The sequence below is a fragment of the Marinococcus halophilus genome, assembly GCF_002265875.1.
Classification (GTDB): Bacteria; Bacillota; Bacilli; order Bacillales; family Marinococcaceae; genus Marinococcus; species Marinococcus halophilus.
This window is the reverse complement of record NZ_NPFA01000004.1, coordinates 82,932-94,960: the sequence shown is the minus strand read 5'-3', so window position 1 is coordinate 94,960 and position 12,029 is coordinate 82,932. Positions and strand designations below refer to the sequence as shown.

Below are 12,029 nucleotides of genomic sequence, written 5' to 3'. Positions count from 1 at the left end.
GATGAAATAATAAAGCTGCCGGCTTCCTGCCGGCAGCTTTGCTTTATATAAATGCATCAAAAACGCCCCGATCGGAAAATTGCGTACAGCAGCCAGACAAACAAAAAGAACGCGACAATAAAGCTGATTTCGATGACTGGGAGCTGAACGAGGATTGAATTGTTATCCCCGAACGTAGAGCCGACGATCAAGCCGACCATCACGATGCTAAACGCAAGTAAGATGACGCTGAAGCTTAGGCGGTTGCCGATCCGATCAAGCTTGTTCATTAAAATATTTATGCGGGGCATGCGCACATCGACGCCGAGTTCATCATCATTAATTTTTTTCAATGCAGAACGAATTTCCTTCGGTAGCTCGCGGATATAGCCAAACTGTGCTTTGCCTTCGCGAAATACATCCTCGATCCGGTCCTGCGGGTTCAGCCGTTCTTTTACAAGCATCCTGCCGTAAGGCTCGGCAATTTCCACAATGCTTAAGTCCGGGTCGAGCTCAGTAGCAATGGATTCAATCGTAATAATGGCTTTGGCAAGCATCGTAAATTCTTTGTGGATGCTGATACCATATCGGTGTGAGGTGGAAAATACATCGTTGATGGCTGCGCCGATTTCAATCTCTTTAAAAGGTGTTTCGTAATATTTGGATAAAAGGTATTCTACGTCCTCTTCAAAAATTTCTGTATCCATATCTTCCGGAAAGTCGGCCATTTCATAGATCGCAGCCGCTACATCCCGGGTGTTCTGCCTCGTCATGGCAATAACATAGTTAATGAACTGTCTGCGCATGCTTTTGCTTAAGCGGCCGACCTGCCCGAAATCAATGTAGGCAACAATGTTTCCCTTTTTAAAAAGCAGGTTCCCGGGATGGGGGTCGCTATGAAAAAAACCGGTACGCAGCACCTGGTGTAAAAAAGAGTCCACCAGATGGTGAGCGAGCTTCTTTTTATCAAATTCAACAGTAGCGTATCTAAGCTCGGAGAGTTTATACCCCTCGATATATTCAATAGTCAGCACGCGGCGTGATGACCAGGTTTCATAAACTTCAGGAACCTGAACAGAATCAAAGTGCTGAAGGGCCCGTGCCATTTTTTCTACATTGCGTGCTTCGGTAAAATAGTCAAATTCGTCCCGTATGGCAGCAACATATTCCTCTACAACATCCTGAAGCTGATAAAACTGGGCCCATTGGAATCGTTGAGTGAGGAGACGGGCCAGATCCCGCAGAATATCGATATCCTGTTCGATAATCTCTTTAATATGCGGGCGGCTGATTTTTACAACAACATCCCGTCCGTCATGAAGTACTGCTTTATGTACCTGGCCAATTGATGCAGCGGCTATAGGAATTTCATCAAAATAGGAATAAATGTTGCCAAGAGGTTCATGAAGGTCATGCTCGATTACCGATTTGGCTGTTTCATACGGAAACGGCGGCACATGATCCTGAAGCTTTGCAAGTTCATCGACAATGGACGGAGGAAAAATGTCCCTTCGGGTACTTACAAGCTGGCCGAGTTTGATGAATGCTGGGCCAAGCTCTTCCACAACAAGCCGGAGGCGGACCCCGATAGACTGGGTATTCCAGTCGTTGGGATCCGACATGATCCGCTTAGGAAGAGAAAGAATATGAAAAAGTCCCACTTCCTGCAAAATATATCCGAAGCCGTGTTTCGCAAGAGTGGTAGCAATTTTTCTGTATCGATTTGCGTGCCGGATACTTTTTGTTATGGCCATGAAGCGTTCCTTCCTTTAATTAAAATTTGCGGTTATTCGCGGTCAGAATTGTTCATCGCCCTTTCAATGGCATCGAGCTTTAGCTCAAGCCGCTCAATATCCCGTTTTGTTGCGATGCCCATGCTTTCCACCCGGTTTTCGAAGGAGTTTTTCGCCTGGCTGTTCCAGGAATCGCTCTGCACCGATCCTCGTTGAATCATTTCTTCTTTCCATTCGTCTGCTTCCCTCGGGGTAATCTTTCCCTTGGTCACCAGATCATCAAGGTATGTCTGGACTTTTTCCCGTCCATATGAGGCCGCTCCGAGTCCGAGAAAAAATCCTTTTTTCAGCATATCGTTCATGAAAAATCCCCCTTTATGATTTGAAAGAATTGCACTAAATACATTATACCAAAGATCGGGACGGATAAAGAAATGCCGGAATTATCATTTATGTACCCTGCAGGCAAAGCCTGAAAACGCACGGCTTTTCAGTGTGCATATTCATGTTATAATAGTAAGGGTTTGAACGAGAGCAACAAGCGGCGGAGAAGATCTCTGCCGCTTTCGAGCATTTACAATAATCATGTTAACCGGGCATTCACACCTAAAGTGAAGGCGCGCTTAGTAGAAAGGAACGTTGCTTGTATGGGGAATATACACATTGAAGACATTATCATTGCAAATCAAACGCTGAAAGACGTGGTAACGCATACCCCATTGCAGAAAAACCAGGTGCTTTCTGAACGTTACGGGGCCAATATTTATTTAAAACGGGAGGATCTTCAGGTGGTGCGCTCATTTAAAATTCGCGGAGCGTACTATATGATGAGCAGCCTTCCCAAGGATAAGCTTGAAAATGGCGTCGTGTGCGCAAGCGCTGGTAACCACGCCCAGGGGGTGGCGTATTCCTGCCAGGCACTGAAGGTAAAGGGCCATATTTTCATGCCTAATACGACTCCGCGCCAGAAAATTTCCCAGGTGAAGTTATTTGGGAAGGAGTATGTGGAAGTAGTACTTACAGGAGACACGTTTGACGACGCTTATTATGAAGCGAATGCTTACGGGGAAGCGCACGACATGGAATTTGTGCACCCGTTCAACAATGAAAAAGTGATCGCCGGACAGGGCACGGTCGGGATGGAAATTATGAATGATATTGAAGAGCCGATCGATTATTTATTTTCCTGTATCGGCGGTGGAGGGCTTGTGTCCGGGGTCGGCACATATGTTAACTCCATTTCTCCTTCCACGAAGATCATCGGCTGTGAGCCGGCCGGTGCACCTGGAATGAAGGCCTCCATTGAAAATCAGGGCGTCGTTTCCCTCGACTATATCGACAAATTTGTAGACGGAGCTGCAGTAAAGAGGGTGGGAGAACTGACATATGATGTATGTAAGGATCTTCTTAACAGCATTACGCTCGTGCCTGAAGGCAAAATATGCACCACTATTCTGGAACTGTACAATGAAAATGCGGTGGTGGCTGAACCGGCAGGCGCCCTGTCGATTGCAGCTCTTGATTTCCATAAAGAAGAAATCAAAGGAAAAACGGTCGTTTGTATTGTCAGCGGAGGGAACAATGATATCGGCCGCATGGAAGAAATGAGGGAGAAATCATTGATCTATGAAGGACTGCAGCACTACTTTATTGTGAATTTTCCGCAGCGTGCGGGCGCTTTACGGGAATTTTTACACGACGTGCTTGGGCCGGATGATGATATTACCCGCTTTGAATACAACAAGAAAAACAACAAGTCCAACGGGCCGGCGCTTGTCGGTATTGAAGTGACTTACCCTTCGGACTACGACAAGCTGCTGACAAGGATGAAAGACCGCGGCATCAAATATACGGAAATCAATAAAGAAGAAACGCTGTTTAATTTCCTAATCTAAAAACGGTACAAGGGCAGAAAAGGAGCGGATACAATGATCAGCGAGAATCGGAACGGCTGGGTAGAGGTTATGATGCAGCAGGAGCACGCGGCTCTTTCAGGAGAGTGCATGAAATACTGGCACCATGAAACATTCAAACAGCAGCCATCCTGGCCTTCAGCGCTTCAAGCCACCTCCAGGCACGACGATGCCTGGAAAACACTGGATGAAGAACCGATGCTTGATGAAAACGGGTGGCCGGTATCGTTTGTGCATTACCCGGTGCCGCCGAAGCTTGGCGCCTACCGAAATACTATTAATGCTCTTGAAGAGGAAGATCCGTACCAGGCTTACCTGCTCAGCAGCCATTACGGCTCGTTTTTTAAAGAATCCGAGGTGCCGGAGGAAATCGCTTTTATGCAGGAAGAAATTGCCCGCCAGCAGCGGCTGATTGTCGGCTGGCAGTGGAATTTTCTGATGGCAGCTGAGCATTTTCATCTGCTTCAGTTTTTTGACGACTTATCTCTTTATATATGCATGAATACGCCGGGGGCTTCCAAAGAACAGGAGGTTCCCTGGTTTCGGGACGGCTTCCGCCAGACGTTCGACTCGCTCAATCATGAAACGATCCAGGCCCATTGGAAAGATGAAGAGACGGTAGTTTTGCAGCCGTTTCCGTTTACGGAACCTTTTACCGTTGAGGTAAAACGGCGCTGCGTAAAACAGCCGCTTCAGGCGCCCAAGGATTTGTGGGATGTGAAGCCGGACAGCCGCCGGGTAACTTTGCAGCCTGCGGACTAGCTGTTAAAAGCACGATAAAGGAGGAATCATCATGACACTGCAGGGCAAAAGAATTATTGCATTTGTAGAAGACGACTTTGAAGATTTAGAATTGTGGGTGCCGGTCATGCGGCTGCGTGAAGAAGGCGCTGAGGTGCTCCTTACCGGAAAAGAAAACGGCAAAACGTACACGGGAAAACACGGCGTGCCGGCGGCAGCTGAAGCAGCGCTCGCCGACGTGGACCCGGCAGACTATGACGGTGTGCTGGTGCCCGGAGGATGGGCACCGGATAAACTCCGCCGCTACAGTGAAGTGCTCTCGATTGTACGGTATATGAATGACCATAAAAAAATCATTGGTGAAATTTGCCATGCCGGGTGGGTACTTGCTTCAGCAGGGATTCTGAAGGGTGTTCATGTAACAAGCACGCCAGGCATCAAGGACGACATGACCAACGCAGGCGCAGTATGGTCAGACGACCCGGTAGTCGTAGACGGCCATATCGTTTCAAGCCAGCGCCCGCCGGATATTCCAGCTTACAATCAGGCGCTTGTCGAAGCTTTTCGTGCGCAGTAAAAAGACCAGGCCGCGCCAGCCGGGCATTTTATAAGAAGCCAGCTGGTAAAGGTCTGGGAGATAAAGCGGGGAGGACTAATTGGAACGAAAAACGAGCGAACAGCTTGAGCAGATGCTAAAAGCGCGGGAGGGACGCCAGGTGGTCCTGTTTACCTCCCCGACGTGCGGCACGTGCCAGCTGGCAAAACGGATGCTTGCACCGATAGAAAAACTGTATGCCGGTGCTTCTTTTCTGGAAGTAGATATTAACACCGCTCCTGAGCGGGCCAGGCAGCTCGAGATCCAGAGCGTGCCGTGCTTAATGGTTTTTGCTAGTGGAGAAGAAAAGCAGCGGTTGTACAAAATGCAGTCGGGCGCATATTTGCTCGAGCAGCTGCATTCATACTTGAAAAAAGATTTGACAGAATCAAAGGAGGATTCGCATGCAGGCCCCTCAGTTTCAACTCAAAGAAATGTCGAGCGGCGTTGAATGGTCGCTGGAACAGCTGAAAGGAAAGCCGGTACTGTTAACGTTCTGGGCATCCTGGTGCCCGGATTCTTCCGCGGATCTGGTGCAGAAAAACCGGTTTTATGAACAAATGAACGTAGACAGTCCGCTGCAGTTTGTTACAATTAACGTAACCGGCCGTGAACGGCGGGAAGAAGATCCTGAAATGTATGTGGAAAACAACAATTATCGTTTCCCGGTACTTCAGGACGAAGGCGTGGATACGTACAGACGCTATAAATGCGAAGGTGTGCCGAGTACGTTTATTATTGATGAACAAGGCGACATTGTTGCCCAATACGGAGATAAAGCATCATTTATTGATATTATGCAAAGCCTGCAGAAGGTAAACAGCATATAAAAAGCCCGCTGCGGACGGCGGGCTTTTTGCATATATTGGATAAGCTTCATTTTGGCGGGCGTCCAGAAGAAATAATGCGTTTTACCTGGTCGCTGTTTGGATAATCGTTAGCATCAAACTGTGCTAAAACTTCATCAGTATCATAAGGCACCCGGCGGATTTCCGGGATGATTTCTCCGTCTTCGATAGTCAAAAGAACGTAGGACGGTGTTGGGTCCCCGTCAAAGGGCAGGCCGATGCTCCCTGTATTGATCACCCATCTCGCTCCTATTTTTCGAATGGATGGAGTGTGCACATGGCCGTATACATAAATGTCTGCCTCCTGCTTCTGGAAAAATGATTCTTCAAAAACAGAAGCATCACTGTCGACAGGCACTGGAGGGAACAGGCTGCCCGGCACCGCATGGAAGGCGAACAAGCGGAAGCCTTCATAGTCATCGAGAAATGACTCAGGAAGTTCTTCTAAGTATTTAATGTCATTGCTGGAAAGTCGCTCGAGTGCCCACTCTCTCTCCTGATTCATAATAGAGCGCTTAGCTTCAGGCACCTCCCCCTCGCGCACGCCGCGGACAATCCATTCGTCTGCATTTCCCTTCAGTACTTTTGCAGGCAGGGACTGAACGGTTTCAATAGAATTTTTTGGCTCCGGTCCGCGAAAAGCAAGATCGCCAAGCATATACATATGGTCTACCGATAAGGCATGCAGGTCGTTTAATACAGCTTTTAACGCTCGTGCATTGCCATGGACGTCGGAAAGAAGTGCAATTTGCAACGTAATAACCTCCTCATGAGCTTTTAAAACAATCTTATTATAGTGTATCAGAACAGCGGGCTGGTTTGGAATGCAAATGCACAAGCCGGTTGGCAGGAGAGGCTTCTCCTGTGCTATAATCAGACGTGCAAATCGGGACGTTATTTTAAAGGAGAGAGATTAATCATGCATATTACATCCATTGAGCCAACACCGAGTCCTCATACGATGAAGCTGAATGTTAACGAAACGCTGCCTGCTGGAACGACAGGCAATTATAAACCGGAAAATAAAGAAGATGCACCGGCACCGATCCAGCAGCTGCTGGAGATCGAAGGCATTAAAGGTGTGTATCACGTCGCTGACTTTATGGCCCTCGAGCGTCATCCAAAAGCCGACTGGGAGCAGCTGCTCCCTCAGGTGCGCCAGGCATTCGGCGAAGAGGTGGAGCAGCCGGCCGAAGAGCCGGAAGAGCCGCAGGAAGCGTTCGGGGAAGTACAGGCACAGGTACAGATGTTTAAAAACATCCCGATGCAGATAAAACTATTGGCTGGCGAGGAAGAAAAACGCCAGGGTCTGCCGGAACGCTTTCAGACCGCTGCGTTTGAAGCCCAGCTTGAAGACGATAACATCGTGATGCAGCGCAAATGGGAGGATTACGGGGTTCGTTACGGCCAGGATCTGGAACAGATAGGCAGCGACATGGCAGAAGAGATTGCTGCTGCTTATCCCGATGAACGGCTGAAACGGCTGGTGCGAATCGCGAATACGCCGGAAGCGGAAGAAACAGAGCCGAAGTTTAAAAAAGTGACCATGGAGATGATGGAGGAGCCGGATTGGAAACAGCGCTATGCAGCCTTTGACCAGATGGATCCTTCCATGGAAGATCTTCCGGTCATCCAAAAAGGGCTTGCAGATGAAAAACCGGCGATTCGCCGGCTCGCCGTCGTGTATTTAGGCATGCTTGAAGATCCTCAGGTACTTCCGGATCTGCAAAAGGCGATGCAGGATCCGTCTGTCACCGTGCGAAGAACAGCAGCAGACACGTATTCTGATCTGGGGGACCCTGCGGGCATCCCCGACATGATTGAAGCGCTGAAGGACAAAAACAAGCTGGTGCGCTGGCGTGCGGCAATGTTTTTATATGAAGTAGGTGACAGTTCCGCCGTAGAGGCTTTAAAAGAAGCCAGCGGGGACCCGGAATTTGAAGTGGATCTGCAGATTAAGCTCGCACTAAAACGAATTGAAGGCGGGAAAGAAGCAAAAGGGTCCATCTGGAAGCAGATGAGTGAGAAAATGGAACAGGAGCGAAAACCCAGGTCGTAATAGAGAAGGGAAGGAGCCTGAACGATGACAAAAGCAGAAGTACGACAGCAGCTTGAAGAACGAAATATGGAGGAAGTGCTCGAGCTGATTGAGGACGCTGAAAATGGTGATTTAAAAGAGCTTGAGCTGGCCGCTTCTCTTGGCCTTCTTCGTGATGAAACGCTGAACAACGCAGTGCTGAAAGTGCTGCAGGACGAAGGAGTCACGATTATTTACGTGGAGGATGAGGAATGAATGACGGCATCTATGAGGAAGAAAATGCAACGAGGCCGGCTCCGTCACAGCGTATATCTGAAGACGCGCTGACGGTCTGGCGCTTCAAGGGGATGATTGAAATGGCTGTAGTTTCTTTCATCCCTCTTGCTTTACTTGTGATCGCCATCTGGTTCGGGTGGCCGGAATGGCTCCGCTGGTCTCTCGGCGGAGTCCTTGGGTTTTTAATTGTTATTTCTGTTTGGTACGCCTGGGCGCTGCCGAAATGGCAATGGCAGCGCTGGCGCTACGAGGTATACGAAACGGAAGTGGAGCTTCAGTACGGCGTCATTATCTCTAAGCACGTGCTGATTCCGATGGTGCGCATCCAGCATGTAGACACAGCTCAGGGGCCGATTTACAAGCGCTACGGGCTTTCCACCGTCACCATCTCCACCGCAGCCGGCATGCATGAAATTCCGGCTCTTAAAGAAGAGACGGCGCCGGAGCTGCGAAATCGCATAGCCTTTTTAGCTGGAACGGATGATGACGATGAATGAATGGAGACGCATGCACCCGGCAGCTATTGTAACCGTTTTTTTTCGTCAGTTGAAAGATTTTCTTTTTCCGCTGATTATTACGTTTTTTGCTGGAAGCACGGCTTCCGGACCGCTTCCAGTTAACTGGATTTTTTTGCTGTTAGTTCTGTTTATCATCATCAGCAGCATCATGAAATGGGTTTTTTTTCGTTACCGTTTAATAGAACGAGAGCTTCAGATTCACTACGGCATTTTTGTGAAAAAGGAACGTTTTATCCGCAGCCAGCGTGTCCAATCGGTAGACATTACTGCAGGCATCATTCAGCGGATGTTCGGCCTTGTCCGCCTTAATATTGAAACAGCGGGCGGTGGAGCAGAAGCGGAAGCGTCGGTCCAGGCGATCCGCCGGGAAGAGGCAGATATGATTCAGGCAGCCCTCATCCAAAAATCCCCGCTTTCGGCGGAAGAAGAAAAAGAAGATTATTCAGGGGAGGAGGCAGCCCCGGAGCCGGCTTCACCGGCATTTTCCTGGAAAGTGCCGATGCGGGCCATTTTCATAGCCGGGCTCACCTCCGGGCGCGCAGGCCTCATTTTTGCTGCTTTAGCCGGCTTGTATTCCCAAGTGGGAAATCTTCTTCCCGATGCGTGGGTGGAGCAGTCGATTGGTGTGTTAATTGATCTGAGCTACTGGTTTATTATCGGGGGACTGTTAGGGACAGCACTGCTCAGCTGGCTCGTCTCGTCTGCATGGACGCTCGTGCAGCACGGAAATTTCGAAGTGAACCGAACCGGAAATGATCTTGAAATCACATGGGGGCTTCTCGAACGAAAGCAGATTACGCTTCAAATGCACCGGATAACGTGTATTCGTTTTATCAGTAATCCAGCCAGGCAGGCGCTCGGGATGTGGGCGGTGTATATAGACAGTGCTGGTGGAAGTACCGAACGGGGCCAGAATTCGATCATGCTGCTGCCGCTTATTCACCAAAAGCAGTTACATACCTTTATGAAGCAGATTGACGATACGGCATTGATTCCGGAAAAGGTAAACAAACTGCCGAAACGGGCTGCAAGAAGATACATGTTCCGGGCCTCGGTTTTTTGGTGGTTGGTCTTCATTCCAACAGCCATCTGGGTGCCTTATGGCTGGACAGCAGCCGTAGTGCCGTTCTTTTTCACCTGGTGGGGATGGATGTGCTACAAAGGATCCGGCATGAAGGTGGAAGAAAAGCAGCTGATTGTCCGGGAAAGAGCCTGGAGTGCTATATATAACTTCGTACCGAAGCGACGTATTCAATATTTGGAAAACACCCAGTCCTTTTTCCAGCGGAAACGGAAGCTGTATACAATTTCAGCTTCGGTTATCAGCAGCGTGACCGGAAGGACAGTTTATTTACGGGATGTAGATGAACAAGACGAAGCGGCCTATTTTTCCTGGTACCAGAAGGCATGCGATAGCGCTGCTGCTAAAACACAAAGAAAAGGCTTTTGAACCACAGTTCAAAAGCCTTTTTGTGCATGGTTATAATTACTGCCTGCAGGAAAACGAGTTAGTGTAAATAAACAGGTTACGGGCTCCTTTATCGGTGGTAATCTCAAAACGGTCGAACACATAGTCCTCATTCTCTGCGTGCAGAATGCGCTCATAATGGTGCTGGACGATGAGCACGGACTGCTGTTTCCGGAAATACAAAAAATTCACTCCGGTAAAAGAAGTCTCTTCGGGCTCCTGCATCAATTGATACAGCAGGTGATTGTGACACTCAATCAGATCCTCTTTGCTGAAGCCGTTAGAGTGTATATTTTTAACCAGGCTATAGCGGGAAGGGTCTTCAAGCTCATTCAGAAAGATAGCAAACGGGCGGAATTGATCACTGTGAATACGGACATGGTCGTACTCCTGGAGTTCGAAAATTTGTCCGTGATCGTTGCGGAAATACATATCGTAATAATGTACTGCACGGCGCCACGGAAGACCTGCCGGAGAAATCTCAAGTTCGAATGGACAGTCTTCAATGTCGAGGGCCTGGCCGTTTGGCGCCTCCCGCAGAAACACATTTCCTCTCGAACGGTGAATTTCGTAATAAATATAAGACTCTTCCTGTGGTTCTTTCGGCTCCGGTGTAAAGGTAACGGAAAGTGAGTGCAAAAGGCGCTTCCACTCTTTTTTATCGCTGTAGGATACGAGCGGGGAAGAGATTTCCTTTTCCAGCAGTTGGACGACGGAATGCTCATAGGAGGCAGGAGTACGCTCATCAGCCGCGTAGATTTTAGTGCCTGGAGCGGTGATAGTCTCTAAATTAAATTCATGGACTGCTTCTTTTTTTTCTACTTCTGGAAGACGGTGGGCCTGCTGGATCCGGACACGGCCTTCCCATATTTTACGGGGAGCGGCGGAAGTTTGTTCCAAAATACCATAATAGGCCCCGGATCTGCCGTAATCGACAACCACGGGGCGGCCTTGGTGCTCAAATGCTTCTTGTCGTTTCATAGTGAACCTCGCTTTATTCCTTTAAAATTTCTTTTCCTGCCGGTATCTTTTTTCGTTTATCTTCAACAGCTGGCGCATCTTCCGGGCATGGACATCGTTTTGTTCCATGCGGAGTGAGCCAATTCGTCTGTGCATCGCTTCAAGCGCCTGCAGGAGCGCATCGTGCTGCTCGTGCCGGTGATTCGGTTCAAGGAGCCGGTACGTTTCGATTAAATCCGGTATTTCTCGGCTGAGCATACGTTCTACCAGGTACTCCTCCTCCACGTCAAACTGCAGGGAAGACGTGGAGCGCAGCTCTTCAAGCTCTTGAGCAATCTGCTGGATTTCCTGTTGGATGTCTGGCGGGATACTAGCGTCTTGAACTACATAGTGCTGGTAAAACCGGTCGAGCGCTGCATGCCATTTCACCGGTGTTTCTTCGGGGGCTTTTTCTGTCTGGACCGACTCGGCCGTGTGCAGCTGAATATCACGGGGAGCCCGGCCCTGCAGGGTATAATCAAGCATTTCAAGCTTTCGAAAAATATGCTGAAAATAGGAAGATTTTTCAATATTCCGGGCATGCATTTTGCCATTCTTCATATAATGCACCAGCGCTTCCCGCAAAAAAGCCGGGGTATGCCCATCAGTACTTCTTACATAATCAATCGTCACTGTTTTTTGAATGGCCGCCTGGGACCTTTCTTTTTCGGAGCTCGTTATGCGGATGCGCCGGGCTGTCAGCTTCATGCGGAACAAAAAAAGTTCGTTTTCGCGCTTTAGGCGCTTTGACTGACGGAGTTCCTCCGCCCGGGCAATCACCCGGTCGATCGCTGCTTCCATTTCCTCCACGATAAACAGTCCGTGGCTGTCGGAGAAGATATGATCATCCACCGGTCGCATATGGTCCGGCAGGAAGCGCTCGATCCAGGGATGTTCGAACCATTTGTTAGCCAAGTGATT

14 protein-coding genes are annotated in these 12,029 nt (G+C 48.9%); 9 read left to right on the top strand and 5 right to left on the bottom strand.

From position 1 onward, the window contains the following. Positions 1 to 56: 56 nt before the first annotated feature. Together CHL76_RS05640 and CHL76_RS05635 are read right to left on the bottom strand one after the other, a co-directional pair. Positions 57 to 1,733 carry an ABC1 kinase family protein gene (locus CHL76_RS05640; protein ID WP_094908079.1) on the bottom strand — a complete coding sequence of 559 codons (1,677 nt, stop codon included), beginning with the start codon at positions 1,731 to 1,733 and terminating at the stop codon, positions 57 to 59. 32 nt (positions 1,734 to 1,765) lie between these two features. Next, positions 1,766 to 2,074, bottom strand: coding sequence for a phasin family protein (locus tag CHL76_RS05635; RefSeq protein WP_079476552.1), 309 nt, complete (start codon positions 2,072 to 2,074; stop codon positions 1,766 to 1,768). 285 nt (positions 2,075 to 2,359) lie between these two features. On the opposite strand from CHL76_RS05635, the gene ilvA reads away from it, so the two are divergent. The 5 genes from ilvA (at position 2,360) to CHL76_RS05610 (ending at position 5,791) form a co-directional block, all read left to right on the top strand. Beyond that, the gene (gene ilvA / locus CHL76_RS05630; RefSeq protein ID WP_079476551.1) at positions 2,360 to 3,607 is read left to right on the top strand and encodes a threonine ammonia-lyase IlvA; all 1,248 of its coding nucleotides are present in this window, start codon (positions 2,360 to 2,362) and stop codon (positions 3,605 to 3,607) included. Positions 3,608 to 3,640: 33 nt separating this feature from the next. Beyond that, on the top strand, positions 3,641 to 4,387 hold the full coding sequence (locus CHL76_RS05625; protein WP_094908078.1) for a DUF3891 family protein: 747 nt from the start codon (positions 3,641 to 3,643) through the stop codon (positions 4,385 to 4,387). A 31-nt stretch (positions 4,388 to 4,418) separates the two neighbouring features. Then, positions 4,419 to 4,943: a type 1 glutamine amidotransferase domain-containing protein gene (locus tag CHL76_RS05620; protein WP_079476549.1), complete on the top strand. Its 525-nt coding sequence runs from the start codon at positions 4,419 to 4,421 to the stop codon at positions 4,941 to 4,943. Positions 4,944 to 5,022: 79 nt separating this feature from the next. Continuing rightward, on the top strand, positions 5,023 to 5,412 hold the full coding sequence (locus tag CHL76_RS05615; RefSeq protein WP_079476548.1) for a thioredoxin family protein: 390 nt from the start codon (positions 5,023 to 5,025) through the stop codon (positions 5,410 to 5,412). Beyond that, complete coding sequence (locus tag CHL76_RS05610; RefSeq protein WP_079476547.1) at positions 5,366 to 5,791, top strand: TlpA family protein disulfide reductase; 426 nt, start codon at positions 5,366 to 5,368, stop codon at positions 5,789 to 5,791. Before CHL76_RS05615 ends, CHL76_RS05610 begins: the two co-directional genes overlap by 47 nt. 46 nt (positions 5,792 to 5,837) lie before the next feature. Here CHL76_RS05610 and CHL76_RS05605 read toward each other — a convergent pair whose 3' ends face one another. Continuing rightward, a complete protein-coding gene (locus tag CHL76_RS05605) occupies positions 5,838 to 6,563 on the bottom strand; it encodes a metallophosphoesterase family protein (protein WP_079476546.1) in 726 nt (241 codons plus the stop codon). Positions 6,564 to 6,728: 165 nt separating this feature from the next. Here CHL76_RS05605 and CHL76_RS05600 point away from each other — a divergent pair, with 165 nt between their 5' ends. Genes CHL76_RS05600 through CHL76_RS05585 form a run of 4 tightly spaced genes read left to right on the top strand, consistent with a single transcriptional unit; the run spans position 6,729 to position 10,091 of the window. Continuing rightward, positions 6,729 to 7,868: a conserved virulence factor C family protein gene (locus tag CHL76_RS05600; protein WP_079476545.1), complete on the top strand. Its 1,140-nt coding sequence runs from the start codon at positions 6,729 to 6,731 to the stop codon at positions 7,866 to 7,868. A gap of 24 nt (positions 7,869 to 7,892) precedes the next feature. Then, positions 7,893 to 8,102: a hypothetical protein gene (locus CHL76_RS05595; protein WP_079476544.1), complete on the top strand. Its 210-nt coding sequence runs from the start codon at positions 7,893 to 7,895 to the stop codon at positions 8,100 to 8,102. Further along, entirely contained in the window at positions 8,099 to 8,620 is a 522-nt protein-coding gene (locus CHL76_RS05590; protein ID WP_094908077.1) for a PH domain-containing protein, read from the top strand. Before CHL76_RS05595 ends, CHL76_RS05590 begins: the two co-directional genes overlap by 4 nt. Next, on the top strand, positions 8,613 to 10,091 hold the full coding sequence (locus CHL76_RS05585) for a PH domain-containing protein (protein WP_158219082.1): 1,479 nt from the start codon (positions 8,613 to 8,615) through the stop codon (positions 10,089 to 10,091). Before CHL76_RS05590 ends, CHL76_RS05585 begins: the two co-directional genes overlap by 8 nt. Positions 10,092 to 10,127: 36 nt before the next feature. Here CHL76_RS05585 and CHL76_RS05580 read toward each other — a convergent pair whose 3' ends face one another. Continuing rightward, positions 10,128 to 11,090 carry a DUF2777 family protein gene (locus CHL76_RS05580; RefSeq protein ID WP_094908075.1) on the bottom strand — a complete coding sequence of 321 codons (963 nt, stop codon included), beginning with the start codon at positions 11,088 to 11,090 and terminating at the stop codon, positions 10,128 to 10,130. A 21-nt stretch (positions 11,091 to 11,111) separates the two neighbouring features. Next, positions 11,112 to 12,023, bottom strand: a complete 912-nt coding sequence (locus tag CHL76_RS05575) for a hypothetical protein (RefSeq protein ID WP_094908074.1) — start codon at positions 12,021 to 12,023, stop codon at positions 11,112 to 11,114. Positions 12,024 to 12,029 lie beyond the last annotated feature (6 nt).

Bases quoted from the DNA above. Each gene is read 5' to 3' on its own strand.
- CHL76_RS05640 (WP_094908079.1), bottom strand. From the start codon at position 1,733: ATGGCCATAACAAAAAGTATCCGGCACGCAAATCGATACAGAAAAATT.
- CHL76_RS05635 (WP_079476552.1), bottom strand. From the start codon at position 2,074: ATGAACGATATGCTGAAAAAAGGATTTTTTCTCGGACTCGGAGCGGCC.
- ilvA (WP_079476551.1), top strand. From the start codon at position 2,360: ATGGGGAATATACACATTGAAGACATTATCATTGCAAATCAAACGCTG.
- CHL76_RS05625 (WP_094908078.1), top strand. From the start codon at position 3,641: ATGATCAGCGAGAATCGGAACGGCTGGGTAGAGGTTATGATGCAGCAG.
- CHL76_RS05620 (WP_079476549.1), top strand. From the start codon at position 4,419: ATGACACTGCAGGGCAAAAGAATTATTGCATTTGTAGAAGACGACTTT.
- CHL76_RS05610 (WP_079476547.1), top strand. From the start codon at position 5,366: ATGCAGGCCCCTCAGTTTCAACTCAAAGAAATGTCGAGCGGCGTTGAA.
- CHL76_RS05600 (WP_079476545.1), top strand. From the start codon at position 6,729: ATGCATATTACATCCATTGAGCCAACACCGAGTCCTCATACGATGAAG.
- CHL76_RS05595 (WP_079476544.1), top strand. From the start codon at position 7,893: ATGACAAAAGCAGAAGTACGACAGCAGCTTGAAGAACGAAATATGGAG.
- CHL76_RS05590 (WP_094908077.1), top strand. From the start codon at position 8,099: ATGAATGACGGCATCTATGAGGAAGAAAATGCAACGAGGCCGGCTCCG.
- CHL76_RS05585 (WP_158219082.1), top strand. From the start codon at position 8,613: ATGAATGAATGGAGACGCATGCACCCGGCAGCTATTGTAACCGTTTTT.
- CHL76_RS05580 (WP_094908075.1), bottom strand. From the start codon at position 11,090: ATGAAACGACAAGAAGCATTTGAGCACCAAGGCCGCCCCGTGGTTGTC.